Genomic DNA, 24,081 nt, shown 5'->3' with positions numbered 1-24,081 from the left:
ATGATTGATCAACTCGCATTATCTCAGGCGTTTACTCTTCTTTTTACTGATCTAAGCCCTTGGCTTTGGGTTATCCCTGGCTTATTTATCGGCCTAGTTTTCGGTGCGATTCCCGGGCTACAAATTTCAATGGCCATGGCCGTTTTCCTGCCAGTGACCTTTGGCATGGATTTTCTTCAAGCCATGCTGTTTTTAACCGCCATATTTACTGGCGGTGCCTACGGTGGCGGGGTAACCGCTATTCTTATGAATATCCCCGGGTCATCTTCATCAATTGCAACGGCATTTGACGGATACCCGATGGCGCGAAAGGGTCAACACAATGAAGCACTCGGCCTTGGCCTTTGTGCTTCCGTGGTGGGCGCTTTCGTGGGTTACAGCCTTCTGATGTTATTAATCAACCCATTGGCTGCTTTTGTACTTAAAGTAGGTCCGCTGGAAATGGTCGTGGTGGTACTGTGGGGACTAACCCTTATCGCGACACTCAATGACAGCAGTATGGCCAAGGGTCTGCTGGCCGGCTTTCTGGGTCTCATGCTCAGCCAAATTGGCATGTCCACGACGGGCATTATGCGTACTACAATAGGCAACCCCTATCTTCTTGATGGCATCCCGGTTGTGCCCGCCATGATCGGCATATTCGCCGCTTCTGAGTTATTACGCCTGAGAGGAGGCTCATTTCTAGTACAAAATGAGGCCCAGCGTAATATTTCGTTTTCTCTTATTCTCAAAGGCGTCAAGCAGACGTTTCGCCATCCCGGCATCTTACTACGCGGCAGCCTCATTGGCGCACTGATCGGCGCCATTCCGGGCGTGGGCTCGTCGGTAGCCAACCTTGTCTCTTATGGCGAGGCCAAGCGAACGTCGAAGACACCTGAAGTATTCGGCAAGGGAGCACCCGAGGGTGTTGTGGCGGCCGAATCAGCAAACTCCAGCTCGGAGGGCGGCTCAATGACAGCACTACTAGCTCTTGGCATTCCTGGTGGGGCTGCGACTGCTGTACTTCTGGCCGCGTTCTCTTTCCACAATATTATTGGTGGGCCATCGTTTATAAGAGACCAGACCGATATCGTGTATTCGATTATTCTCGGCAATTTGGGTCAAGTAGTACTTCTAGCGTTTATGGGATTACTTAGCCTTCGCTTACTGGGCATGGTGGTGCGCGTTCCACTGGCTTATCTAGTGCCAAGCGTATTAGCAATGTGTGCCTGGGGTGGCTATGGCATAACCGGCACTATCGCTGGACCGCTAACGGTTGCCGCCTTTGCAGGGCTCGGCTGGCTCATGCGACAAAACAACTATCCCGTCGCAGCCGCGGTCATCGGTTTACTGCTTGGCCGCATGATGGAAGGAGAAGTTGTGCGCACCTTACAGGTGTCCGGTGGCCGACCTTTTGAATACATGCTGGAGCGACCCATTGCTCTTGCTCTTTTCATCATAATGCTGCTTGTTTTGATGGGTGCCCCAGCATTGAAAGCACTTCGTTCTCGCCGTGCTAGCCATGAATCTAATTAAACAAATGCCTCCTCAACTTCGAGGAGGCATTACTTTTTGCATCGGCGCCTTAGGCGGATTCGCTTTTTTTGCACTCTCCCTACCGTTACCATGGGTACTTGGCAGTCTAACGGCCTCACTTCTATGTACTCAGACGACATCTTTTCAGCCTCGTTTTCCTGGCCCATGGCGCAGTTACGCCATGGTTGCTATCGGCACCATGCTAGGCACCAGTTTTACGCCAGAAGTCGTACGCCAGGCCGGAGACTGGACCATAAGCCTGATTGTCATGAGTTTGTTATCGCTGGCATTTTGTTTTATCGCTTATCAAATATTTTATCGCTTAGGGAGAATGGATCGAGTTACTGCCTTATTCGCCGCCATACCAGGCGGGCTCTCAATAGTGTCTGTTTTGGCAGAAAATTATCGAGCCGAAGTCAGCCGCGTTGCCCTCTGTCATACAGCGCGATTAGTGGTATTGCTAATTGCTGCGCCCATTATCATCCAGGCTATTTCCGGCATTAACCTCGCTGACGCCAGCCTTGCAAGCTTTACTCACGCGGAAGCAATAGATCCTTTTAAACATGGAATCCTGGCACTGGTGGCGATAGCCAGCGGCTGGCTAGCCTGGCGATTGAACTTCCCCTCAGCGATGCTATTGATTCCATTGCTCAGCTCAGGATTACTGCACGCTACTGATATTTTGACGGTCCATGTTCCCCCCATACTTTCCAGCGCAGCACAGATTATTATTGGCGCAGGAGTAGGAGCGCGATTCACGCATTACTCCCTTCCACAAATTTTAAAAGATGGCTGGCTAGCCGCAATGATTGGCGTACTCCTCACCCTCGGCTCCTTCGTTGCAGCCCTGTTGCTTGCACCTATTATAGGCTTAAACGACACACCTTTATTCTTATCCTATTTGCCTGGAGGGGCACCGGAACTTGGCGTCGTAGCGCTTGCGTTATCCATAGATCCTGCCATGGTGGCAGCCCATCATGTACTTCGTGTTTTCTTGATCCTAGCGATGCTTCCTCTGATCGCCAGTTGGCTAGGAAAACAAATTCAGCAAGGCTAGGGCCTGTTGACCTTTCACATGGGTAGCCACAAAAGTCCGCAGGCCAAGACTACCCTGCTTTCATAGTTTCGCTTGAGCTTATCGTAACGCATCGCTATTGCGCGATACGGCTTCAATCGCGCAAAGGCATTCTCCACGATATGCCGATAGCGATATAACCCTCGGTCCAAACTAGCATTTCTCTATTTCGAATTACGCTTGCGTAGAATTACGGCCTTCATAGTCTTTGCTTCAGTCTGCTCACGGGGACACTCGTTGTCTTAGCCTTTGTCAGCGGCCAGTGCATCATCTGACGGCAAGTCGTTAATTAATTCCTGGACTTCTGTTATGCACCTCACCGCTCATTATCCTGAATCCATCGGGAAGTCCGTAAGCGTCGAAGGCCAAATGAATGTTGCTGGCGTTGCCTGCACGGTTTTTACCAATGGTTTCTGTCTCCTCTGTGGCGGCCCGGTAATGTCCTGGTGTGCTTTGACACAAGGGTAGCCACTCGATATCAGGATCATCCACCAGAGTGCCGGAAAGCATCATCAGTTTTTCAGCTGCTGACCAGGCGTTGAAGCGCTTGTAGGGAGTACTCCAAAGCCCAAATGCTTCGGGTAAGTCCCGCCACTGACACCCCGTGCGCATCCGGTGCAGAATACCTTCCACAGTAAGTAGTAGGTTGGCCTTGTCATAGATACCTTGTTGAAGCAGGATAGGTTTTAGCTTCGGTCAGTTTTCATCCGTGAGCATTCATCGAGGCATCGCAGGCTCGCAGTTTTTGGGTGTGAGAACCTCTATTCTGCGAGCTTGCTCTTATCCTGCCAAATCCTTTTCGTCCAAACGTCAACAGGCCCTAACAATAAAAACCAGTTCAGTACAAAAAGCTCCCTAAAACAGTTGGCCCGACAACCATCTTGTCGGGCCAACGTTAAGTGCTGCGTGAGCGATAGAAAGGCATCGTTAGAACGTTTTGGGGAACATCATTTGCGGCAGGTATAGAAACACGCTCGGCAGCAATATCATGGCAATAATCACTAGCATAATAAGCACGATGAGCGGCATGACAGCCACGAAAGCGCGCCCCATCGACACCTCGCCTATCTGTGTGGCTATCAGCAGGCAAATACCGTATGGCGGCGTGATCAGTCCCAGCGTCAGCGACAAAATCACCACCAGGCCCATATGGATCTGGTTGATATCTGCCGACACGCAAAGCCCTTGAATGATAGGCAGGAAGATGATCACCGCCGTCACCGGGCTAAGCACTGTGCCGATGACGAGCATGAAAAACATCACCAGCAGCATGATACCGACTCGGGCCTGGGTAACAGACAGGATAAAGTCGGCAACCTCCTGAGCAATCCCCAGGTACGAGATCAGCCACCCCATGATCCCCGCTGACGCAACGGCGAACATCGGCAGCGAAAAGCTCACCACGGAATCGGCTAAAATACCCGGCAGTTGCTTAATATGAATCGCACGATAAAACACAAAGGCTAGAAGCCCACCGACCAGAACGGCTACTGAAGCTGCTTCTGTAGCGGTAAATACGCCGGCGGTAATACCGCCTAGCACGACCAGCGGTAACATCATGGGAGGTGCCGCCGTCAGGGCGGTGCGGCCCACTTTTGAGAACGAAAACTTGCCTGTTGCCTTGATACCGTGACGCTTGGCAACGTAATAGACGTAGCCCATCTGCATCAAACCTACCAGCACACCAGGCAATACGCCGCCCATGAACAACGCCCCGACAGACACATTGCCGAAAGCACCGTAAATCACCATCAAGATCGAGGGTGGAATAATACCGCCCAGTACTGAAGACGCCGCCGTTAAGGCAACAGCAAAAGGCGCGGGGTATCCGGACTTCTTCATCGCGGGAATAAGTACGGCGCCGACGCTGGCCGTATCAGCAGCGGCGGAGCCCGACAGGCTGGCAAACATCATCGACACCATGACGTTGATGTGCCCAAGCCCCCCGCGAACGTGCCCGACCGTACTGTCAGCAAAGTTCAACAGGCGATCGGTAATGCCGCCGTCGTTCATCAGCCGGCCTAACAATAGAAAGAACGGCACGGCCAGCAGCGGAAATGAATTGATGCTGGCAAACATCTGGTTAACGACCGAGGTCAACGGTAGCCCTAGCTGGGTGATCGTAATAATAGATGCTAAGCCAATGGCAAACGCAATGGGTACGCTAAGCGCAATAAGAAGCAAAAAGCTGCCAATCAAGACCAACAAAGGGTTCATATTTTGGTTGCCTCACGCGCGCTATCCACGCTGTTAGCTTTTTTGAGCATCGCAATATCATCCATTATGATTTCAAAGGAAAATAGCAACATCGCTAATCCCGCTACTGGAATCGCGGCAAACATATAGGCCATGGGCGTTCCTAGCGCGACCGAACGCCGGCTCCAGCCCATATCAACCAGCACATTGCCGTGGACAATTAACACATAGATCACCGGCAAGCAGGCGACGTTGCCAAACAGACGCAGCGCCCGCTGGGTGATCACAAAATGCGATGGAAAGACATCAACCACATAGTGACTGCGCCTGCGCACCGCAATAGCGGCACCCAGAAACACTGACCATACGAAAAACGCCATGGCTACTTCATCGGTCCAGGAAACCGAAATTTTCAAGTAGTTGCGCGCCACAACCTGATAGAGAACCGTAAGAATAAAGCCCGCAAACAAACTGCTCGCCACAAACGTCAGCGCCTTCTCTATTACATTGTTTATTCGTCGCATGCGTGCGCCCTTTCCTTCGCGGTAACGCTCCCCGTTAACGGGGAGCGGTCAGCTAACCAAGTGACTTATCGGTGACGGCTTAAAGATTACGAATCGTTTCAAGCAGTTCGGTCAAATCGCGCTCTTGAGCAAACTGGTCATGAAGAGGAACGATTTGATCAATAAAGGCCTGCTTGTCGACCTCCGTTACCGTTACACCCAGGTCTGCAAACTGCTGAATGACTTCGGCATCATACTCAACGCCTTTTTCTGTTCCGTACTCACCCGCGTGCTGCGCCGCGTCGAGAATAATGGCCTGATCTTCTTCTGAGAAACGATTAAAGCGGTTCTCGCTGATAGAGATGTGGCTCATCATGATCTGATGCTCGGTTTTGGCATGATACGGGGCGACTTCGTAGAGTCGGCTTGAGAAGTAGCCGCTGATGGTGCTTTCAAAGGCACCGACGACGCCGGTTTGCATACCCGTGTAGATTTCTGTCCAGGGGAGCGAGGTAGTCAACGCCCCCGCCGCTTGCCACATTTCTGCGTCAAGGCGTGAGCCGGTAACGCGCATTTTGACGCCTTCAAGGTCGGAAGGCTCAACAATCGGCCCCACATTGCTGCTTAAGTTGCGCGTACCGCCGCCGGTTAAGCTCAGCAGCTTCAAACCAACGCCAGACTCGCTCATGGCATTGTCGAAATACGCATAGACAGGAGAATCAGACGATGTGGCTGCGCGAAAGTCGTCCATATCATCAAACAAATAGTTGAGGCTGAAGATCTCGAAATCAGGAATATAGGGCGAAACATTCATGACCCCGCCAATAATCATGTCGGTCGTGCCAATGCGTATTTCGTCGACCATGGTTTGGTCGTTGCCCAGCTGCCCACCTTGAAAAATTTGTACTTTCACACGGCCATCGGTAGCTTCTTCGACTTCTGTTTTAAAGGCTTCCGCCGCATCAACCCAGGGATGGGGCGCGGTGACGACGGTACCAAGGCGCAGCGTTTCTGCCAATGCTGGCGTTGCGCTCAACAGGGCCGCCGCGCTTAATAGGGCAATGCTTGAGAGAGTGCGGGTCATCGTGGAGATTCCTTTGTCGATATATGGTTAGCAAAAAGGCCGTATGGCTACTTGCCCGATACCGGCTCGCCGAGCGTGTGCATTAGGCGGTTGGCCCATCCAAACAGCGTCGTTGAAAGCGTTAAATCCAAGATTTCTTGATCGTTTAAACCCACCTCTTTCAGACTTCCAATATCTTCTTGGGTGACGTTGGGAGGACATTCGGAAAGACGCATACCGAATTTCAAAATGGCGCGCGTGCGCGGGTCAAGATCGGCCTCTTTGCCACGCAGGAAGATATCCCCCATGACCCGATCATCGCCGACAATATTATTGTAACGCTGGGCATGAACAGCAGCACAATATATGCAGCGATTGACCACAGACGCAGCCACCGCGCCCAGTTCACGCTCTTCGCGGGCAAGGCCACCCTTGTCGTACATAATGCCGTTGAACAGCGAGGTGCGAATGCGCAGCGACTCCGGGTCGTGTGCCAACACCAGCACGTAATCGGATATCTTGGTATTAGAGGGCGTTTCCTTCAGCGCTTCGCGCTGGGCGGGCGTCGCCTGCTCATAATCAATCGGCGTGATATGGGGGCGCCACGTAGGGACACGCGTCGTAAACTTATGAATAACGCGGCTCATTGCGTTTCTCCCATCACACTTAACACAGCGGCAACTCGCAGCTGATAATTAACAAAGGCGACCAGCCCGGCTAAGCGCACAATGTCCGATTCATTGATATCCGCTTTACGCAGCCGTTCAATATCGCTTTCGCTGGCATCTTTGGGTGAGCGAGTGACTAAATCTACATAGCTCACCATAGCAGCTAGACGCGGCTCACTTGCCGGTGGGTGGCTGTCCGTCGTTGCCAAGCTCAGCGGGTCGGCTTCGCTGCCGTAGCTGGACAGCAGCTCGGCATAGTGGCGCGTTAGCCCCTCTTGCTGGCACATTTTCGCCATCCGGCAGGCAAACACTGCCCTGGTTTCAAGCGCCAGCCCACCTGGGTCGCTGGGCAACAGGGCGGCTTTATAAGAGGCCTGCGTCAAGTCCATCAGCTTGCTACGCATCGCTAACGCGTCAGCGAGGGGGCCGGTACTCGGCACATTGGCCGCTGCTTCTATTACATTTGTCATTTTTATGTCCTTAAACGGATCAGCCAAGCGCTTCTTATCAAAGGGAACCGCTTTATAACGGTGACGGCAGCGGCGATGCCTGCCACTCGTCGCCCAGGAGTTCCGGGGTGTCATAGTCCTGAAACTGCTGCCAGTGGCGCTCAACGTCTTGCTGGTAAAAACACGCAGCGATGGCGTTAACCAGCCAGCTGGCTCCCTCGCTAATGCCCGGGATATCGCCACTTACTTTGCCAAGACTGACGGACGCACCGTAGTTGAAGCAGTGTATGTGGCGTAACCATGGCGCTGAACCAGGCTCACGTTCTTGAAAAGCGAAGTCGCGCCCGACATACGGGAATTTACCCAGCTCGTCATCCTCAAGCTCGCGCGGCGGCTGATAGCAGTCGCGCCATAGCAGAATACGGTCGGCGTAACCCGCTAATTCAGTGCGTGCCAAAGGGTCGACTTCAAACCCGGTTCCCATAATCAGAAAGTCGCCGCGAACCTCGCCCTGCTGTGTTTCGAGCACAACGTCATCGCCGTCCATTCGCGTTGAGCGGACACCGCAGTCAAAATGAAAATAGGCGTTGTCATGGCGGCTAACGCGCAAGGTAGAGCCACGCGGTGGCGGGGTCTGGGTAATAAAGGAGTAGTGCATAAAGCGCCAGCGCCAGTCGTCGCTCAAGCCGGCATAGCCTTGAGTGAAGCCAAACGAACCGATACCCATCATTTTATTGACGGTGGGCATTTGCGGACGGCGAATCAGAAAGCGCACCGATTGCGCGCCGTTCTCCAGCGCTTCGGCGGCATTATCAATGGCCGACGCGCCCACGCCTACGACAATAACCCGCTTGCCTTTTAACGCAGTAAAGTCGATATCATCTGCGGTATGCGCCCACACCCGCTCAGGCAAGGTGGCCACAAAACCCGGAATCTTGGGTGCGCCGGTGCCTTCACGCCCGGTCGCCATGATGAGTTTACGGGTCAGCACCGACCCGCTGCGGGCACCGGTACCCGAAAGTTCAAGGCTTAATAAATCGCCTTCTGGCTTAACATGCTCAACGTTAACGTTATTATCGATCGGCAGTGCCAGCACCTGACGATACCAGCATAAATAGTCCATCCACATGGGGCGGGGGATTTTATCCAGTGCTTCCCATGCCTCGTTACCGAACTGAGCTTCATGCCAGGCGCGAAATGTCAGCGACGCGAATCCATAGCTAGGGCCAGGTAGCGTTTTAGGCGAACGTAGCGTTTCCATCCGCGCATAGTTCATCCATGGTCCTTCAAGACCCGCGGCATTTCGATCGAAGACACGAATATTGCGAATACCCGCAGCTAACAGTGCAAACGCTGCGACCATACCGCACTGCCCGCCGCCTATGATGACGACATCATAAATATGTCGGCCATCGTGAGCGGCTCGGCTAGGCACCCAGTTTTCACGGGGCAGGTTTAAACACGCCAAGTCATAGCGGACGCGTTCATTAAGCGCTTCAAGACCAGCGCCAACCTGTGAGGGGGAAGAAGTTACTGTCATTGCGTCATCTCAATCTGGGACTGCCTAGCCTTGTCTGCTTCATGAGGCCACCAAAACCAACGGATAGGTACATCTGAGCTAGCAGTGCTTGCGGGCAGGTCGGCCTGTTCTGCCAACGCAACAATATCCCGTGCCTTAGCGAAGTAATCCTCGCCTTCTTCGAACGTGGCGTCTGATGCAGGGCTCGCCTGGGTGAAAAGCGCGTCCAGACATATCGCTGGCATGCTGGGCTGATTTTCCACCAAGTGTTGGCGAACGCTCCAAACACCGGATTTTTCATCGACGGTGTAGAGCTTCATTAATACCGCCGCGTAACGTGTAATAAACTCGACGGCAGATATTACATAGTTAGCCGACTCATTGCTAAAAAAGAAATGAAATCCGAGTCTTACCCAGCCTGGACGATATAAGCTTCGACCTTTTTGGACTAAGCGTTCGTGCTCTAACGCCGTGTCCGCATCAATTGAAAGCAGCTCATGACCATAAGGGCCTGCACACGAACAGCCGCCTCTTGCCTGAATGCCAAACAGGTCATTGAGCATGGCAACAATGAGATTGTGGTGAATGTCACGCTGCCCGGCGCGAACGTTAAAAGAGAAAATAGACAGCCGCGGCGCATCCACCGGCCCCAAAAGCGTTAAGTTATCAAGCGTTGACCAGCGCGCCATGGCCATCGCTATCATGGCTTTTTCCTGCGCTTCAATGTAATCCACACCAACCAGCGATTTAACGCGAAAGGCAAGGCCCGCTCGGATGTTGCCTAATATATCCGGGGTGCCGCCCTCCTCCCGGCGTTGAATATCGCTCACATAGCGGTGTTCCGTCGCGGTGACATAAGACACCGTGCCGCCGCCTGCAACCGAGGGGATGGCATTACGGCACAGCGCCTTTCTAATCACCAAGACGCCGGAACTACCCGGCCCACCTACGAACTTATGCGGCGAGACAAAAACCGCGTCTAAGTGATCATTTTTGCCGGTGCCCGCCACATTAATATCGACGTAAGGGCCGCTGGCGGCATAGTCAAAAAGCGCCAGCCCATCGTAACGATGCACCAGCGTGGCGATAGCCGAAACGTCCGTTTTGATGCCGGTTACGTTAGAGGCTGCCGAAAACGCGGCAATTTTTAGCGGCCGGTCAACGTAGCGCTTTAGCTGCGCTTCTAGTTCGTCCAGGCGGATAAGGCCATCTTGGCCTAGCGAAATACGTACCAAGTCGGCATCGCATTCTCGCCAGATAAGATCGTTGGAATGATGCTCGTAAGGTCCGATAAAAATTACCGGCCTAACGTCACCCAACGTATCGCCCCCCTGCTTTAGCTCTAAAATCTTACAACAGCGATCAATCGCTGCCGTTGCCCCGGCACCAGCAAACAACACCGCATAGTCGTCATTAGCCCCAACAGCCTGGGCCACCGCTTGGCGCGCGGACTCGCGATAGCGGGTGGTGACTTTGCCGGTAAAAGAAGTCTCGGTGTGCGTATTGGCATAAAACGGCAGCAGTTGCTGGTAAACGGCGTTTTCAACAAAGCCTAACGCACGCCCTGAAGCCGTGTAATCAGCATAAAGCAGCGGGCGCATGCCAAACGCGGTAGGAATAGACATGCCTTCGCCTATCACGTCATCGCGAAGAAACGCTACCCACTCACTAGAATTGCCCGAGAGGCAGCTCGGTGGTTTTTTTGACTTGTTCCATTGAAAAACATGATGTGACATTGCTTAACTCTACTGTCGAAATTAGCCTTTTATAAAAGGCGTCGAAAGACTGATTATCGCGTGTAATGACCTTAAGCAAATAATCATACTCACCGGCCAAACGATTAACTTCCATAATTTCAGGAAAAGACTGAACAGCCTCCTGAAATGTATCTAGCCAGGCTTGGTTATGTTTGTCTGTTTTAATCATGACAAACACAACAAGGCGAAGATTTAGCTTCTCAGGATTGAGAACGGCAATTCTTTTTTCTATAAACCCGTCTTTCTCTAACCGCTGTATTCTTCGCCAGCACGGGGTTACCGACAACCCAATCCCTTCTGCTAGCTGGGCAATAGAAAGACTATCATCATGCTGAAGCTGTTCAAGAATTTTTAAATCAAAGCGATCAATAAGCAATTTATTTCCCTTCAGATAAAATTATTAGAATAATTTTTTATATATTCAAAATATTGCTCCGTCAAGGAAAATAAATTCCTCTGCCATCCCGTCGATAAAAAAGCAAATAATGGAATTATATAAAGTCTGGTGGGGCAATCACACTCTTTATAAAATCAGGAAAACTTTGTAGACAGCATATTATCAATGCTTCTCACCAATTGAATATAAGCGTTAAAAACCAGCGTTAATAAAACACTAAAAAGCAGCCAAACTCAAAATCATAAAATACTATAAGCTAACCAAAAAAATCTATTGAATAGGCAACCCCACCCTTTAGCTTTAAAAATACAACATAATCAGCTACCACATACATTGTTAGCAAAGGCTATGTTAGTTCGCCATTACAAACTTTATTTTTAATCATTACACTTTTTTAATCATTAAAGCATGCTAGGATTCATCGCTATTGAATACCCGACTTTTGCACTCAGGTATGGCTCTATCGCCATACTCGTCAGTAGATATACGCAGTCATTTGTTTCAGCTAGCGTTTCTATTGCTTGAGTTTCTATTGCTAAAGCGCCTACTCAGAAAGAGTTTTTAAGTTATGACACCGATCACCCTGCTGTTCCTGGCCGTATCAATGTCAGCGGATGCTTTCGCTGCCTCCATCAGCAAAGGCACAGAACTTAAGAAGCCCACTTTTCGCCATGCGATCGGTATTGGCTTAGTCTTTGGCATCATTGAAGCCATCACGCCGGTGCTCGGCTGGGCGGCGGGAAAGGCATCGCAGCAGTATGTGCAAGCCTGGGATCACTGGGTGGCATTCACCCTGCTTTCGGTGATTGGCCTGCATATGATTTACGCCGGGCTCAAAAAGGACGGCAAAGTAGAGCATCGCAAGCAAACACTCTGGCTATTAGTCATCACCGCCACCGCGACCAGCATTGATGCGATGGCGGTCGGCGCAAGCCTTGCCTTTATCGATGCCAACATTATCGCTACTAGCTTTGCCATTGGTCTGGCCACAACAATCATGGCTTCAATGGGCACGCTGCTGGGCCACCGGCTTGGTAAGTTTGTTGGCCATTGGGCAGAGTTAATCGGCGGTATTGTATTGATTGGGATTGGGCTGGCGGTACTGGCACAGCACACCGCCATTTTTTAGATTTTTTCAGCACGCCTAGACCCTGCATTGCACGCCACATAAAGGTCAGCTATCGCCAACGATAGCCGACCTAACCAGCCTTTAGATAGGCACCTGCGCGACCACTCCCCCATCACTCCCGCCCCTTAAACACCGGCCCCACCAGGGCGCCAACCTGTACTGTTCAGGCTTTAAGGAGTAGGGTATGCCACCTGCTCGATACCTCCTGCGCCTTATGGCGGCTTAATGATGGTATTGATCTGGCCCCCTTACGACGGCGTCTCCAACGTCGGATATTGCTTTACCAGACGGCTAACCGCAGTCTCATCTCGCTACAGACATAACTAGAAAGATGTTCTGTTTTTTGCTTACTTCCTGTGGCGACCGCTCCGTGAATGGAGTGTGGGTTGCTATAAAGGATGCTAAGGCTGCAAAGCCTATGGGTATTCAATGAACGAAGAAAGTTTCTATCAGTTCTCTACACTGACCGTGCTCGCCTTATTGGCGGCCTTTTATGGCGGCACTTATCTGCTGACCTTGCTAATCAAAAAGAAAAAGGAAAATACCGACGCCTTCATGGTGTCCAACCATCAAATCGGTTTTGGCCTAGGCGCCGCCAGTATGACCGCCACTTGGATATGGGCTGCGTCCTTCTATGGTGCCGCTACCTCGGGCTATACCTACGGCATTTCAGGCCCCTTGCATTACGGGCTATGGGGTGCGCTGATGATTCTGTTCATCTACCCGTTTGGGCGTCGCTTTCGCAAGCTGGCTCCCAATGCGCACACCTTAGGCGAGCTGATTCATGCACGGCATGGTTCTTCCAGCCAGCTAATCCTCGCCTCTTCTAATATTCTGGGCAGTATCATTAGTCTGATGGTCAATTTCACGGCTTCGGGTGCGCTGGTCTCAGTACTCTCGCCGCTGTCGTTCAAAGCAGGCGTTGTGATTGCCGGTGTCGGCGTACTTTCTTACACGCTATGGTCCGGGTTTCGCGCATCGGTGCTCACCGACTTTGCCCAGCTAATGGCGATGATGGCCGTCGCCATCCTGATCATTCCAGCAGTCATGTTCGCACTCGGTGGCCCGCAAACGCTATCCGATGGAATGAGCCTACTGACGCCAGAGCAGGCAAATCTGTTCTCGATGGACGCGATTCTCAATCAGGGTGCGCCCTTCTTCGTCGCCGTGTTGGCCTACGCTATTGGCAACCAGACTATTTCCCAGCGGCTATTCGCGGTGCGTGAAGACCATATCAAACCGACCTTTATCACCGCGACGATTGGCTACGGCGCGATCGTTATCGGCCTGGGCATGATTGGTTTGATGGCACTGATGACCGGCATGGAGCCCATCGATGGCGATATGAACAACCTGATACCGCAAATGGTGTCGATGTATCTGTCACCGGTATTTATTGGGCTGTTCTTTATTCTCGTTATCGGTTCGCTCTCTTCCACCGCCGACTCTGACCTTTCCGCCATGTCCGCCATTGTGATGGCCGATGTGCACGGCAAGAATATCGCCAAAAACAAACCTGATCCCACCAAGATGCTGTTTATTGGCAGGCTGACGATGATCATTGCCACGTTGATCGGCGTGATTCTGGCCAGCTTCTCGATGGACATTCTGATCATGCTGGTGTTTGTCGGCGCGCTCTGGGGTGCCATTGTATTTCCCGTTATCGCCAGCTGTTTCTGGGACCGAGTGACTAATAAGGCCTTCACCTCCGCGGTCATCGCGGGCCTGGTGATGTTCTGCGTCGCCCGCTTTGAACTAGTGCCAATGGTCGGCGTCACCGCTGGGCTGTTTGAGTTACTGGCCGCCGTGGGCGGTGGTGTGGTGCTGGGTCTGATGGCCTTTGGCTTCTGCGGTCGTCGGGTCGGTGTGGTCTTCGGTGCCCTCTGCACCATCGTGCTCGCCTACTTCTGTTTCGGCTTCCTGCGCGACTACACGGTATTACTAGCCTCGTTAATGGCTTATGGCGTCAGCACCCTTGTGTGTATCGGCGTCAGCCTGCTGAGCTCCAGCAAGTTCGACTTCGCGCAGATTAACCAGGACGTCATTAACTACGATCCGGTCAAGCCTGCTGTTCAGGCTTAAGGCCTTCGCATCGCAAGAACCACTTTCATTAACGGGTGTGCAATAGCGCACCCGCTAGACAATAGGAGTGAATATGCAAACCTTAGTATTGGCGCTATATGTACTCATCTGGCCGTTAATCTCCCTCGCCATTTTCGCGATCATCGGCATTGCCACCGTTAACGACATTCGCGTAGCGCGACGCGATAAACGCGAACTGGTGTGAAATAACGATTAAAAAACGGTTAGCACCGTTTTAAGCAGTAAGGGGACAAGGCACGGCAAGGGACTGCCGCGTCTTATAGGTCTGTCTCTATTTCAGGTCCATGACTAGGTCTACATCAAGCTCCAAAATGCATCAACCAGCGGGTTCTTTAAGTTTTTCTTTAACGTAAACAAGCCAATATCGTAGGGTTCCAGCTCAGGCGTCACGTCGAGCACCCGGATACGGTCCATCAATGGGCTGTTATCAAGCACAATCTTTGGCACCACGCCAATCCCGAAGCCCAAGCTCACCATACTCACAATCGCCTCATTACCGGTGACCTGTGCATAAATGCGCGGGGCGATATCTCGTTGGCGAAACCATTCGTCTACACGCGCTCTTGAAACACCGCTTTCAGATAAAATCATCGGGATGCTTGCCCACTCCTCCGCTGCCGTTGGCGAATTCATGGGCACATTTGGCACCTGCTGCTCAAGCGGCGCAATAAACAGCAATGGCGACGTCGCAATAGGTTTAAATGCCAGGCCTCGCGCTAAGTTTGCAGGCTGAGCCGCAATACTGAGATCCTCTTTACCATCTAAAACATGCGCAATCGCGTGCTCTGGATCCCCCGTACGCAGCTTTATTTCAATCGCAGGATAGGCAATACGAAAGCGGCGCAGCAGCTCATAAAGAAAGCTGTAGCTAGCGGTGACGGAACCATACAAGCTGATTTCACCGCTTAACTGATCAGAATTATCGGTTAACTCATGGCGGATCAAGTTCCACTGGCTGCTGGTATCGCGCGCGTATTTAAGAAATTTTTGGCCTTCCTGGGTCAACGCCACGGTTCGATTGTCGCGATTAAACAGCGACACCCCCAGCTCGTCTTCTAAATGACGAATGTTACGCGACAGCGCAGAAATGCTGATATGGCACTCATCGCTGGCGCGCCCGAAATGCAGCGTTTCTGCCAAGGCGAGGAATTGTTTTAAGGTTTTAAAATTCATAGGTGTCATTCTATCTCGTCATTGCATAAAACGGGATGTGTTATTGCAAATATATCAATTTAAGAAATAGTCACTTTTGTATAGATTAGCCTTATTCACATGGCGCTGAGCTCCATCTTGAGCGGCCATGTCATGCATTTTTAATACCGAATTCAAAGTATCGGCGTGTCTTACAGCGATTTTTTATATCAATATTATGCTCACCAAACATTAGGATGTTAACGATGGCTAACTATTTCAATACCTTACCGCTACGCGAGCAATTGGCTCAGCTAGCGCAATGCCGCTTCATGCACAGCGCTGAGTTTGCTGATGGCGTCGAAGCACTAAAAGGCAAAAAAATGGTAGTGATCGGCTGTGGTGCACAGGGCCTTAACCAAGGTTTGAACTTGCGCGACAGCGGCCTAGACGTTTCTTACGCACTGCGCCCTGAAGCCATTGAGCAAAAGCGTCAGTCTTGGAAAAACGCCTCTGAAAACGGTTTTGTGGTGGGCACTTATGAAGAGTTAATCCCCACCGCAGACGTTGTTTTGAACCTGACACCCGACAAGCAGCACACGTCGGTTGTGACAGCGGTGATGCCGCTGATGAAGAAAGACGCCTGCCTGTCTTACTCTCACGGTTTCAACATCGTAGAAGAAGGCATGAAAGTGCGCGAAGACTTAACCGTCATCATGGTGGCACCGAAGTGCCCAGGCTCTGAAGTTCGCGCTGAATACGTGCGTGGTTTCGGTGTTCCTACCCTGATCGCTGTTCACGAAGCCAACGACCCTAAAGGTGAAGGCCTGGCGCTGGCAAAAGCCTACGCGGTAGGTACTGGCGGCCACAAGGCGGGCGTGTTGATGTCGTCTTTCATCGCGGAAGTTAAATCCGACTTGATGGGCGAGCAAACGATCCTTTGCGGCATGCTGCAAACGGGCTCTCTGCTGTGCTTCGACAAAATGATCGAAGAAGGTATCGATGCAGGCTACGCGTCTCGCTTGATCCAATTCGGCTGGGAAACCGTCACCGAAGCGCTGAAGTACGGCGGCGTGACGAACATGCTAGATCGTCTTTCTAACCCAGCGAAGATCAAAGCGTTTGATCTTTCTGAAGAGTTAAAAGACATCATGCGCCCGCTGTACAACAAGCATCAAGACGACATCATCAGTGGCCACTTCTCTCATACAATGATGGAAGACTGGGGCAATGATGACAAAAATCTACTGCAGTGGCGTGCCGATACCGCTGAAACGAACTTCGAGAAAACCCCGGCTGGCGATGTAGAAATCTCTGAACAAGAGTTCTTCGACAACGGTATTTTGATGGTCGCCATGGTTAAAGCCGGCGTTGAGCTTGCGTTCGAAACCATGACAGCGGCGGGCATCGTTGCTGAATCGGCTTACTATGAGTCTCTGCACGAAACGCCGCTCATCGCCAACACCATCGCGCGTAAGAAGCTCTACGAAATGAACGCGACGATCTCTGATACCGCAGAATACGGCTGCTACCTCTACAACCACGCCTGCGTACCGCTGTTGGCAGACTTTATGAAAGGCATTAAATCCGACGTGATCGGTAAAGGACTTTCTTTAGACGACAACGGTGTGGATAACGCTCGCTTGATCGAAGTTAACGCTGCCCTTCGTTCACATCCCGTCGAAGCCGTTGGCTCGGTTCTGCGTGGCTACATGGCTGACATGAAAAAAATCGTTTAATCGCCTGATTAAGCGATAGGCGTTCAGGTTATCAAAATCTAAACCGCCAAAAAAAGCCGAGCTATCATCACGATATGCTCGGCTTTTTTGACTCTTCTGTGCTTAAACAACTTCTATCGAACAGTGTAAGGAAGACAGTAATGGATCCATTAATCCGCCCAGGCACTATCCGCTTAACAAAAGCGACGGTTAGCTTTGATGATCGCTTCACGCTAAGCGAGATTGATTGGACCATTACGCCAGATCAACACTGGGTGATTACGGGCACCAATGGCGCGGGAAAGTCTGCCCTGGCGGCTGCGCTAGCGGGCATTGGCGACATTACGGGAGGAAGTATTCAAGGGCTTCCCAGCAACGTGGGCATCGTCTCTTTTGAAGCCCAGGCGGAACTTATCGCTCAAGAGCTCAAAAAAGACGACGCCGATATTATGGACGTCATTTCACTCGGCACGCCCGTCAGTGAAATGATTTTCGACCATTGCCAAGATCATCAAATCGCCAGCGAACTGGTAGAAAAGTTCGGGCTGACAACGCTACTCGATCGCGCGTTTCGCAAACTTTCCACCGGCGAAACGCGTAAAGTCATGCTGATTCGTGCACTGGCCAACAAGCCGGATTTACTTATTTTAGACGAGCCGTTCGATGGCCTAGATGTGGCCACGCTGGCCATGCTGCAAGCACATCTCGCCTCTATTATCGACACCGTTCCTATGGTCATGGTGCTGAATCGCTTTGATGAAATGCCGGATTTCATCACGCACGTGGCCTATCTAGATAAAAAAAGCGCGGACAATAGAAAAGGTAAAAAGACTGGCGACCAAGGGCGCCTAGCGCTCACGGTAGATCGTCAAGACGAAGCCGCCTTTAATGAGCTCTACCAGTTGCTGCATTTGAAAACCACCGACCTAAGCGTGCCAGAGGCCGACCCTACCCATAAGCTACCGGCTCTCGATCCAAGCCAGCCATTGGTAAAGCTTACGCAGGCGACGATCCAATACGGCGACACCGTGATTGTTGATAAGCTCGATTGGACCATAGAACGGGGCCAGCATTGGCAGTTGAGTGGGCCTAACGGTAGCGGCAAAACCTGTGTGTTGTCGTTGATCACCGGCGATCATCCGCAGTGCTATACCAACGATATTTTTGTGTTTGGATTCCAGCGCGGTAACGGCGAAAGCATCTGGCAGATTAAACAGTTTATCGGCTATGTATCCACTAACCTGCAATGGGAATACCGCGTTAGCACCAGCTGCAAAAACGTGATTATTTCTGGCTTCTACGACAGCATCGGCATGTACACCAAGCCCACCGACAGCCAGAAAAAAATTGCCGACCAGTGGCTTGCACTACTGGGCATGACAGAGCGCGCCGACCAGCCGTTTAACAAGCTTTCTTACGGCGACCAGCGCCTGCTACTCATCGCCCGCGCGATGGTCAAACATCCGCCCCTGCTGATTCTAGACGAACCCTGCCTTGGCCTGGACGAAATGAACCGCCAACTCGTCCTGGCTCTGATCGAAAAAATCTGCCAAGGCTTCGAAACCACGGTGCTTTACGTCAACCACCACGCGGAAGACCAGATAACGGGCATAGAGCATTACTTAGGCTTGGAAAAGAATCACTAGCGCAGAGTTAAGCGATGCGCACCAGCAACAGCGCTCATGATTGAGCGCTTAAATGCCATAATCCCGCTCCACCTTGGCCACCCGAACTTTAAACGTTGAGTACCACGCTTTGTGGCCCAAGCGCTGGGCTTCAAGATGCTCAGCGTTCTGCTTCCAGCGCTTGATGGCTTCCTCGCTTGCCCAGTACGAGACGGTGATACCCACCGCCTCACGCGCAGACTCAATGCCCAGAAACCCTTTCTGCTGGGAGGCAAGCGCGAGCATTCTGTCAGCCATTGCCCCGTAGCCATTATCTTGCTCGGTGCGCACAGAGCTGAAAATGACCGCGTAATAAGGTGGGCTGGGGGTGTTGGCAATTGACATTGCGTCCTCTGGAAATGTTGTGACGTCCACCGCTTTCTTAACCTGCTCCACAGCCATCGTTGGATGCTCTATTAGTCTTTTTTATCTATCGTTATCTCAATAGTTTTACTGTCGCCAGCAAACCATTTCTGAACGTACAGCGTACCCACGATAGGCGCCGTTCCTTCATCAGGCACTTCCTTGTAGCGCACGCTATTTTTGGTTTCTTTTTCGTATTCAAACATCACTACTTTCTTCGACATGACATGTACCCGATATATAACGATTGAAACCTGGGCGACTAACGTCGCTCAGCTGGTGTGTGGCGTGATTCGCGCTATTAAACACTAAACATTTAGCGTTCCCAAAGGCCTGAATCATACATGAGGCGCATAGTGTAGTTGAGCTGAAGAGTTTGGTTACCGTCGCACTCAATCTCGCTACCTCGCCCTGCTGGAGGAGGCCCCGTTACCGATATGGAAGAATATGTTCTGAGCGGGTCAAGCAGCCTGTAATCGTAGCCGCCATTTGAAAACTCGATGGAGGCGTCACCGTTACTCGCGGCGTAGTAGCTGAAAAATCCCAGCGGCGGCCTTTTTTCAGATGGATAAACAAACTCAACTTGGCCGTTGCGTGACGCGCGGTACTGCATATAGCCAGACGTCCGGTTTACCACAGGCGACGAGCAGAGCGAAAATATACGCTTATCCGCTTCACAGCTCCACAGCGTGGCCTCTTCCTGATCGCACAAAGGGCTTTGCTGATAGTCATCCCGATACGCTTCCCAATCAGCCTGCGCAATGGCCGGCACTGGCTTTGTTTTGGGGGAAAGGTCCGTTTCCTGCGCTAAAACGGCGGGAGTGGCCAGCATTAGGCATATCGATAGCAGCACTCTCATCATGTTGTTTATAGTCCCCAGCGTTAGGCTATACCGCGCTACCCAGCTGCATCACCATTGGCTGTACGCAAAGCGCCGAACCGACTCTCAACGCTTCAAGCTGCCCTGTTGCGATAAAACCAGACGATTCATATAAGTTAACGGCGTCTTCGTTGCCTATCGTCACGGCAAGCGCTAATAGATGACACCCTTGGTCAATTGCCCACGCTTTAATTGCCCGCAGAAGAGATGTTGCGATGCCCTTTCCTCTTAGCGCTGGCGAAACCCACATTTGATAGATATGCGCCGTTGCCACATCAGGCTTATGTATCACGCCCCAAGCAAGACCGACGGGCAGGTCGCCAATCTGTACGATAAGTGGAAGCGCATTTAGAGCTCGCGATTGAAGGTCTAGGCGTAACTGCCACTCCGCATCTGATAATACGGCCTCCTGCTCATACGTTGACCCAAACGAGTTTGGGGCATCCCTTAAGGATTTCAATCTGACTGTTTTGTATAAAACCCAATCTTCTGGCGTTAATAAACTGATCTCGAATTCATCCATCGCATGGCCTTAGGGCATAACGCCAACTCATCTATTTATACTCCTAAAGAATTGATCAGCCTCTTTTGGGCTTCTCAAGCGTATAAACTCAACGTGCTTAATAATTAGGGCGCATCCGGTGAACACCTGCGAGGCCGAGAACATGCTTGAGCGAAGAGTTATGAGCTAGTTGCTGGCTCAATATCTTCACCAAACATGATTCGATGGCCCTCGGGTGTTTCGATACCAAACTCTCGCAGGCCCCACGGTTTGTCAGCGATTGCCTGAAAAACATCCGCCCCACGGCGTTGGTAGTCCCGATAAATCTCGTCGATACCCTCACAGTTTACATAGGCAAAGTACGAGTGTTCATGCGTATCTCGCGCAGACACTTCATCAGGGCAGTGGCCTAACATGATATGAAAACTGCCTAGGCTTAAAAACGACCAACCCTCCACTCGGAATCGAACGGAAAAGCCAAGCTTGTCGAGGAAGTAGCGTTCGGTGCTCTCAATATCTTTGACTGCAAGGACATGCTGGGTTGATGTAACTGTAAACATTGATGGCACTTCCTAGTGTTGTGGGTACTTGTAGTGAATTTTTGAAGCTGTCACTTTAGTAACGCGACGCGGCGAAAAGCTTCCAGCCAACAGTGATGTTCTAAAGATATCTACGAAAGCTGGATCAATTCAGACCGCTTCTACTAAAACAGCTTTAGACTATTAATCAACCAACTCAACACCTAAGACTTCTAACAAGCTTAACGCTTCATATCGTGAAAACTTAGCCTTTTGGACATTATTTTCTAGTATATTAATGGCATACGCCGTTGACTCGCTAAAATCGACTTCTTGCAAGTTTGTTCTCATAAACACACTATGACTGAAATCACTATCTGTCATTTTCGAACTAACAAAACTACCTTCACGAAAGTCGACATCATGTAACTTACAATCATCAAAAACCAACTCACTTAAGGTAAGACCAAAGAAAGACGAGTCATTTAAAATACAGCGCCTAAAACTCAGCTCAAAATCTAAGTGGAAAGCTGACCACGTCGCTTTCGTCCAATCAACTCCAACCAGCTTACTATCTTGAAAATCAAGCTCAAATAGCTTTGTATTTGAAAAATCAACCAAGCTGAGATTACAACGATCAAATGTGCAGCTAGTGAACTTACAGTTCTGAAATTTAGATGCTGAGAAATCACAATCGGAGAACCGGCAACCTTCGAATTCGATGCCGATATAGTGTTCATCAGGTAACGAAAGCTTCTCAAAAGAAACGTCGAAATAATGCTCGCTATTTTTTAATGCTGTCATCGTATCCTCTGAATAGCTTAACGCTGGGGGTTAGTCACCGGTTTGCGACAGCGAGGAATCGGCAGGCTGTTGCTCCTGGCTATTTCATGAACAATGGCGCTGAGCATAGTGGCGACACGCCAGTTGCGTCCGGCGGCCATAGACCGTAACTTGTTACACATTATTCTGCCATTCTAAGTACTTACAAACATTTTCGTATTCAAGCCATGGTACATCGTGTGAAACCCAAATATGCGCTTCAGGTTTCAAATCAGGATCATCATCCAACGTGGCCACTCGAACAATGACATGTGGCTGCGCGACCCTTTCCGCCACCAAGTGAGAGCCACAGTGCCTACAGAAATGACGGAGCTTCCCAGGTGATGATTCGTAGGTTGAAAGAGATTCAAGACCTTTGAGCCAGCGGAAATGTTCACGTTTTACACCCGCCGTTGAGGCAAATGGGGCCGCGTGCGCCTTACGACACGCCTGACAATGACAATGCACGATCGGCATATCCAAGGAATCTATTTCGTAACCAATCTCGTTGCACAAACAGCTTCCTTTCAGTCCCACTCGACGATCTCTCTTTTGGTATTTAACAACGCTTTAAAACGTGCACTTTTCAACGTCTTTTTTGATCCCATTGTTATGTGTTTTCATTGTAGGTTAGCTCTATTTTACTGCCTTGAAAGTCTTTAAAAAGAGCGTTATGCGCACTGTATGAAAGAGCGTCATCTCTTTCCCTATATCCCGCAATCCAATCAAGGAGCATGGGAAGATTGTCATCTTGTGCTTTTTTTGATGCGTATTTATGAGGCTCCAACGGTCTATTTCTCGCATTTTCCTGGCAAAGATGAACGGGCAAATTCATAAATATTGCTTCACTTGCGAACGGCTTTACCAGCTCAAGCAAGTCAGCGTAACAGCCTTCTACGACCCACTCTTTATTTTCACCAATGAAAGCCTGAATCTGCTCATACACCTGACCTACCGGTCGTCGTTCTGGCGGGTTCGAAGGCAGCCACGCTAAAGCATCTAAATCGAGGTGGGTTAACCCTTGGTTATTAAATTTTCGGGCTAAAGTAGATTTCCCGGAACCAGAGTTTCCAAAAATGATTATTTTTCTCATGGGCCTCCGTTCTTGATTTAGGAATAACGCCCGCAGCACGGGAAAAATTGAAGCGCAGCGGAAATTTTGTCCCTGTGCCTGCGATTGTTAGGAGTTGCCACTGCCAGCCCCATTTTCAGAAAAATAGCGATCCCATTCCTGAATGCATTCTTTTGCCAACTCATAGCAACATTCTTCACCACGCTCAGTTTCTATTGTGGCTTCTTCCAGACCGACCCGCGCCATACTTGGATCAGGACCGATGGTCATGCTTGTTTTTAAATGAAAAACGCCGATCTCAGAATTGCTTCTTCTCGTTCTCAGATTTTTGTGCTTAAGTCGATTACATATGTCAGCACAAATTCTCATCGCCGGGCTTTCGTTAATAAAATCCTCAACATCGCTAAAGCCACTGTACTCAGGGCTATGTTTAACCCAGTCTTTTAGGTGATAACAGATCTCAAAAAAGGAAAACAATTCAAACTCAACGTTACCACCGTATTCCGGAAAAATGCCTTCTCGTATTGGCTCCAGCTTACTGAATTGATAGCGGAGACGGGCACGCTGATAATTCATTGCTTCTCCTAACGCCTTAGCTCAGTTGCCGCCGGAGCGGCCGAAGGCCGCGGAGGGAACCCGAAGCGCGGCAGCGCTTTGGGCGGTCAACTGCAGCGATCTGTTAGCTTTGTTTGGCAAGGTATTCTTTAGCGCGCTGGCCAACGAAACTACGCCCAGCATTTGACCCGTTAATCCATTCATCAACTGAAAACAATTCAAACAGTCCGACTTTAATCAACGTCGGAACGGCCACTTCCAAGTGTTCTTCTACTTCTCCGCGTTCGCCTGCGTTGTACAAAGCGACATTGCGAAGCATCGTCGCGACCGTACCTGTTTGCACCCTACTCCCGTCCTTGAGAGTGACGGCGGGAAGCTCTTCTCCGTCGGCCACGATCTTTTTATTGATCGACCTGAGCTGTTCGGTGTTATCTGGCGAGCTTTCAAGCATCTCTATTTCCTTCAACAATTATTCGTGATAG

General features: G+C 50.7%; 26 protein-coding genes and 1 pseudogene. 7 read left to right on the top strand and 20 right to left on the bottom strand.

Translation table 11 applies throughout. The features are described from left to right. Together ACT3TF_RS03445 and ACT3TF_RS03440 are read left to right on the top strand one after the other, a co-directional pair. A complete protein-coding gene (locus tag ACT3TF_RS03445; protein WP_096281622.1) occupies window positions 1-1,515 on the top strand; it encodes a tripartite tricarboxylate transporter permease in 1,515 nt (504 codons plus the stop codon). Next, a complete protein-coding gene (locus ACT3TF_RS03440) occupies window positions 1,502-2,572 on the top strand; it encodes an AbrB family transcriptional regulator (protein WP_217990291.1) in 1,071 nt (356 codons plus the stop codon). Before ACT3TF_RS03445 ends, ACT3TF_RS03440 begins: the two co-directional genes overlap by 14 nt. A gap of 14 nt (window positions 2,573-2,586) precedes the next feature. Here the strand turns inward: ACT3TF_RS03440 and ACT3TF_RS03435 are convergent. The 9 genes and pseudogenes from ACT3TF_RS03435 to ACT3TF_RS03395 all read right to left on the bottom strand — a co-directional run bounded on the left by ACT3TF_RS03435 (window position 2,587) and on the right by ACT3TF_RS03395 (window position 11,121). Then, window positions 2,587-3,271 (bottom strand): annotated as a pseudogene (locus ACT3TF_RS03435) (IS5 family transposase). Window positions 3,272-3,517: 246 nt separating this feature from the next. Next, the gene (locus tag ACT3TF_RS03430; RefSeq protein ID WP_096281624.1) at window positions 3,518-4,807 is read right to left on the bottom strand and encodes a TRAP transporter large permease; all 1,290 of its coding nucleotides are present in this window, start codon (window positions 4,805-4,807) and stop codon (window positions 3,518-3,520) included. Beyond that, the gene (locus ACT3TF_RS03425) at window positions 4,804-5,310 is read right to left on the bottom strand and encodes a TRAP transporter small permease (protein ID WP_441684879.1); all 507 of its coding nucleotides are present in this window, start codon (window positions 5,308-5,310) and stop codon (window positions 4,804-4,806) included. Before ACT3TF_RS03425 ends, ACT3TF_RS03430 begins: the two co-directional genes overlap by 4 nt. Window positions 5,311-5,389: 79 nt before the next feature. Continuing rightward, the gene (locus ACT3TF_RS03420; protein WP_444671585.1) at window positions 5,390-6,373 is read right to left on the bottom strand and encodes a TRAP transporter substrate-binding protein; all 984 of its coding nucleotides are present in this window, start codon (window positions 6,371-6,373) and stop codon (window positions 5,390-5,392) included. Window positions 6,374-6,420: 47 nt separating this feature from the next. Continuing rightward, on the bottom strand, window positions 6,421-6,999 hold the full coding sequence (locus ACT3TF_RS03415; RefSeq protein WP_441684881.1) for a peroxidase-related enzyme: 579 nt from the start codon (window positions 6,997-6,999) through the stop codon (window positions 6,421-6,423). After that, complete coding sequence (locus ACT3TF_RS03410; RefSeq protein ID WP_444671584.1) at window positions 6,996-7,490, bottom strand: CMD domain-containing protein; 495 nt, start codon at window positions 7,488-7,490, stop codon at window positions 6,996-6,998. Before ACT3TF_RS03410 ends, ACT3TF_RS03415 begins: the two co-directional genes overlap by 4 nt. 52 nt (window positions 7,491-7,542) lie before the next feature. Next, window positions 7,543-9,009, bottom strand: coding sequence for an NAD(P)-binding domain-containing protein (locus ACT3TF_RS03405; RefSeq protein WP_444671583.1), 1,467 nt, complete (start codon window positions 9,007-9,009; stop codon window positions 7,543-7,545). Then, window positions 9,006-10,613 carry an aminotransferase class V-fold PLP-dependent enzyme gene (locus ACT3TF_RS03400; RefSeq protein WP_444671582.1) on the bottom strand — a complete coding sequence of 536 codons (1,608 nt, stop codon included), beginning with the start codon at window positions 10,611-10,613 and terminating at the stop codon, window positions 9,006-9,008. The genes ACT3TF_RS03405 and ACT3TF_RS03400 overlap by 4 nt, the downstream gene beginning before the upstream one ends. Window positions 10,614-10,656: 43 nt before the next feature. Continuing rightward, the gene (locus tag ACT3TF_RS03395) at window positions 10,657-11,121 is read right to left on the bottom strand and encodes an Lrp/AsnC family transcriptional regulator (RefSeq protein ID WP_217990292.1); all 465 of its coding nucleotides are present in this window, start codon (window positions 11,119-11,121) and stop codon (window positions 10,657-10,659) included. A gap of 589 nt (window positions 11,122-11,710) precedes the next feature. On the opposite strand from ACT3TF_RS03395, the gene ACT3TF_RS03390 reads away from it, so the two are divergent. The 3 genes from ACT3TF_RS03390 (at window position 11,711) to ACT3TF_RS03380 (ending at window position 14,558) form a co-directional block, all read left to right on the top strand. Further along, on the top strand, window positions 11,711-12,271 hold the full coding sequence (locus ACT3TF_RS03390) for a manganese efflux pump MntP (protein ID WP_096281637.1): 561 nt from the start codon (window positions 11,711-11,713) through the stop codon (window positions 12,269-12,271). Between the two features lie 429 nt (window positions 12,272-12,700). After that, window positions 12,701-14,353, top strand: a complete 1,653-nt coding sequence (locus ACT3TF_RS03385; protein ID WP_444671581.1) for a sodium:solute symporter family protein — start codon at window positions 12,701-12,703, stop codon at window positions 14,351-14,353. 73 nt (window positions 14,354-14,426) lie between these two features. Then, window positions 14,427-14,558 (top strand): putative transporter small subunit, encoded by a 132-nt coding sequence (locus ACT3TF_RS03380; RefSeq protein WP_217990293.1) that lies wholly within the window; start codon window positions 14,427-14,429, stop codon window positions 14,556-14,558. Window positions 14,559-14,668: 110 nt separating this feature from the next. On the opposite strand, the gene ilvY is transcribed toward ACT3TF_RS03380, so the two are convergent. Then, window positions 14,669-15,547 (bottom strand): HTH-type transcriptional activator IlvY, encoded by an 879-nt coding sequence (ilvY, locus tag ACT3TF_RS03375; RefSeq protein WP_441684892.1) that lies wholly within the window; start codon window positions 15,545-15,547, stop codon window positions 14,669-14,671. A 224-nt stretch (window positions 15,548-15,771) separates the two neighbouring features. On the opposite strand from ilvY, the gene ilvC reads away from it, so the two are divergent. Further along, window positions 15,772-17,244 (top strand): ketol-acid reductoisomerase, encoded by a 1,473-nt coding sequence (ilvC, locus tag ACT3TF_RS03370; protein WP_096281643.1) that lies wholly within the window; start codon window positions 15,772-15,774, stop codon window positions 17,242-17,244. Between the two features lie 140 nt (window positions 17,245-17,384). Beyond that, window positions 17,385-18,869 (top strand): molybdate ABC transporter ATP-binding protein ModF, encoded by a 1,485-nt coding sequence (gene modF, locus ACT3TF_RS03365; RefSeq protein WP_096281645.1) that lies wholly within the window; start codon window positions 17,385-17,387, stop codon window positions 18,867-18,869. A 48-nt stretch (window positions 18,870-18,917) separates the two neighbouring features. Here modF and ACT3TF_RS03360 read toward each other — a convergent pair whose 3' ends face one another. The 10 genes from ACT3TF_RS03360 to ACT3TF_RS03315 form a co-directional block, all read right to left on the bottom strand. Next, window positions 18,918-19,232, bottom strand: a complete 315-nt coding sequence (locus tag ACT3TF_RS03360; protein ID WP_096282407.1) for an antibiotic biosynthesis monooxygenase family protein — start codon at window positions 19,230-19,232, stop codon at window positions 18,918-18,920. 71 nt (window positions 19,233-19,303) lie between these two features. Continuing rightward, window positions 19,304-19,474 (bottom strand): hypothetical protein, encoded by a 171-nt coding sequence (locus ACT3TF_RS03355; RefSeq protein ID WP_192536229.1) that lies wholly within the window; start codon window positions 19,472-19,474, stop codon window positions 19,304-19,306. A gap of 92 nt (window positions 19,475-19,566) precedes the next feature. Next, entirely contained in the window at window positions 19,567-20,112 is a 546-nt protein-coding gene (locus ACT3TF_RS03350) for a hypothetical protein (protein WP_226938651.1), read from the bottom strand. A 25-nt stretch (window positions 20,113-20,137) separates the two neighbouring features. Continuing rightward, the gene (locus tag ACT3TF_RS03345; protein ID WP_444671580.1) at window positions 20,138-20,653 is read right to left on the bottom strand and encodes a GNAT family N-acetyltransferase; all 516 of its coding nucleotides are present in this window, start codon (window positions 20,651-20,653) and stop codon (window positions 20,138-20,140) included. A 158-nt stretch (window positions 20,654-20,811) separates the two neighbouring features. Continuing rightward, window positions 20,812-21,192 carry a VOC family protein gene (locus tag ACT3TF_RS03340; protein WP_444671579.1) on the bottom strand — a complete coding sequence of 127 codons (381 nt, stop codon included), beginning with the start codon at window positions 21,190-21,192 and terminating at the stop codon, window positions 20,812-20,814. A gap of 162 nt (window positions 21,193-21,354) precedes the next feature. After that, window positions 21,355-21,954 carry a pentapeptide repeat-containing protein gene (locus ACT3TF_RS03335; RefSeq protein WP_444671578.1) on the bottom strand — a complete coding sequence of 200 codons (600 nt, stop codon included), beginning with the start codon at window positions 21,952-21,954 and terminating at the stop codon, window positions 21,355-21,357. A gap of 153 nt (window positions 21,955-22,107) precedes the next feature. Further along, a complete protein-coding gene (locus ACT3TF_RS03330; protein WP_444671577.1) occupies window positions 22,108-22,509 on the bottom strand; it encodes a GFA family protein in 402 nt (133 codons plus the stop codon). A 73-nt stretch (window positions 22,510-22,582) separates the two neighbouring features. Next, window positions 22,583-23,065: a shikimate kinase gene (locus ACT3TF_RS03325; protein ID WP_444671576.1), complete on the bottom strand. Its 483-nt coding sequence runs from the start codon at window positions 23,063-23,065 to the stop codon at window positions 22,583-22,585. A gap of 87 nt (window positions 23,066-23,152) precedes the next feature. Beyond that, window positions 23,153-23,620 carry a hypothetical protein gene (locus ACT3TF_RS03320; protein WP_444671575.1) on the bottom strand — a complete coding sequence of 156 codons (468 nt, stop codon included), beginning with the start codon at window positions 23,618-23,620 and terminating at the stop codon, window positions 23,153-23,155. 103 nt (window positions 23,621-23,723) lie between these two features. After that, window positions 23,724-24,050 (bottom strand): DUF7709 family protein, encoded by a 327-nt coding sequence (locus tag ACT3TF_RS03315; protein ID WP_096279477.1) that lies wholly within the window; start codon window positions 24,048-24,050, stop codon window positions 23,724-23,726. Window positions 24,051-24,081: the final 31 nt, after the last annotated feature.

The sequence above is a fragment of the Halomonas sp. AOP25-F1-15 genome (assembly GCF_052378675.1).
In the GTDB taxonomy this organism is placed as follows: Bacteria; Pseudomonadota; Gammaproteobacteria; order Pseudomonadales; family Halomonadaceae; genus Vreelandella; species Vreelandella casei.
The sequence above is the reverse complement of the archived record's forward strand: the minus strand, read 5'-3'. Positions and strand labels throughout refer to the sequence as shown.

What these genes read in the sequence shown, in the direction of transcription:
- ACT3TF_RS03445 (WP_096281622.1), top strand. Translation starts at nt 1, where the DNA reads ATGATTGATCAACTCGCATTATCTCAGGCGTTTACTCTTCTTTTTACT.
- ACT3TF_RS03440 (WP_217990291.1), top strand. Translation starts at nt 1,502, where the DNA reads ATGAATCTAATTAAACAAATGCCTCCTCAACTTCGAGGAGGCATTACT.
- ACT3TF_RS03430 (WP_096281624.1), bottom strand. Translation starts at nt 4,807, where the DNA reads ATGAACCCTTTGTTGGTCTTGATTGGCAGCTTTTTGCTTCTTATTGCG.
- ACT3TF_RS03425 (WP_441684879.1), bottom strand. Translation starts at nt 5,310, where the DNA reads ATGCGACGAATAAACAATGTAATAGAGAAGGCGCTGACGTTTGTGGCG.
- ACT3TF_RS03420 (WP_444671585.1), bottom strand. Translation starts at nt 6,373, where the DNA reads ATGACCCGCACTCTCTCAAGCATTGCCCTATTAAGCGCGGCGGCCCTG.
- ACT3TF_RS03415 (WP_441684881.1), bottom strand. Translation starts at nt 6,999, where the DNA reads ATGAGCCGCGTTATTCATAAGTTTACGACGCGTGTCCCTACGTGGCGC.
- ACT3TF_RS03410 (WP_444671584.1), bottom strand. Translation starts at nt 7,490, where the DNA reads ATGACAAATGTAATAGAAGCAGCGGCCAATGTGCCGAGTACCGGCCCC.
- ACT3TF_RS03405 (WP_444671583.1), bottom strand. Translation starts at nt 9,009, where the DNA reads ATGACAGTAACTTCTTCCCCCTCACAGGTTGGCGCTGGTCTTGAAGCG.
- ACT3TF_RS03400 (WP_444671582.1), bottom strand. Translation starts at nt 10,613, where the DNA reads ATGTCTATTCCTACCGCGTTTGGCATGCGCCCGCTGCTTTATGCTGAT.
- ACT3TF_RS03390 (WP_096281637.1), top strand. Translation starts at nt 11,711, where the DNA reads ATGACACCGATCACCCTGCTGTTCCTGGCCGTATCAATGTCAGCGGAT.
- ACT3TF_RS03385 (WP_444671581.1), top strand. Translation starts at nt 12,701, where the DNA reads ATGAACGAAGAAAGTTTCTATCAGTTCTCTACACTGACCGTGCTCGCC.
- ACT3TF_RS03380 (WP_217990293.1), top strand. Translation starts at nt 14,427, where the DNA reads ATGCAAACCTTAGTATTGGCGCTATATGTACTCATCTGGCCGTTAATC.
- ilvY (WP_441684892.1), bottom strand. Translation starts at nt 15,547, where the DNA reads ATGAATTTTAAAACCTTAAAACAATTCCTCGCCTTGGCAGAAACGCTG.
- ilvC (WP_096281643.1), top strand. Translation starts at nt 15,772, where the DNA reads ATGGCTAACTATTTCAATACCTTACCGCTACGCGAGCAATTGGCTCAG.
- modF (WP_096281645.1), top strand. Translation starts at nt 17,385, where the DNA reads ATGGATCCATTAATCCGCCCAGGCACTATCCGCTTAACAAAAGCGACG.
- ACT3TF_RS03360 (WP_096282407.1), bottom strand. Translation starts at nt 19,232, where the DNA reads ATGTCAATTGCCAACACCCCCAGCCCACCTTATTACGCGGTCATTTTC.
- ACT3TF_RS03355 (WP_192536229.1), bottom strand. Translation starts at nt 19,474, where the DNA reads ATGTCGAAGAAAGTAGTGATGTTTGAATACGAAAAAGAAACCAAAAAT.
- ACT3TF_RS03350 (WP_226938651.1), bottom strand. Translation starts at nt 20,112, where the DNA reads ATGATGAGAGTGCTGCTATCGATATGCCTAATGCTGGCCACTCCCGCC.
- ACT3TF_RS03345 (WP_444671580.1), bottom strand. Translation starts at nt 20,653, where the DNA reads ATGGATGAATTCGAGATCAGTTTATTAACGCCAGAAGATTGGGTTTTA.
- ACT3TF_RS03340 (WP_444671579.1), bottom strand. Translation starts at nt 21,192, where the DNA reads ATGTTTACAGTTACATCAACCCAGCATGTCCTTGCAGTCAAAGATATT.
- ACT3TF_RS03335 (WP_444671578.1), bottom strand. Translation starts at nt 21,954, where the DNA reads ATGACAGCATTAAAAAATAGCGAGCATTATTTCGACGTTTCTTTTGAG.
- ACT3TF_RS03325 (WP_444671576.1), bottom strand. Translation starts at nt 23,065, where the DNA reads ATGAGAAAAATAATCATTTTTGGAAACTCTGGTTCCGGGAAATCTACT.
- ACT3TF_RS03320 (WP_444671575.1), bottom strand. Translation starts at nt 23,620, where the DNA reads ATGAATTATCAGCGTGCCCGTCTCCGCTATCAATTCAGTAAGCTGGAG.
- ACT3TF_RS03315 (WP_096279477.1), bottom strand. Translation starts at nt 24,050, where the DNA reads ATGCTTGAAAGCTCGCCAGATAACACCGAACAGCTCAGGTCGATCAAT.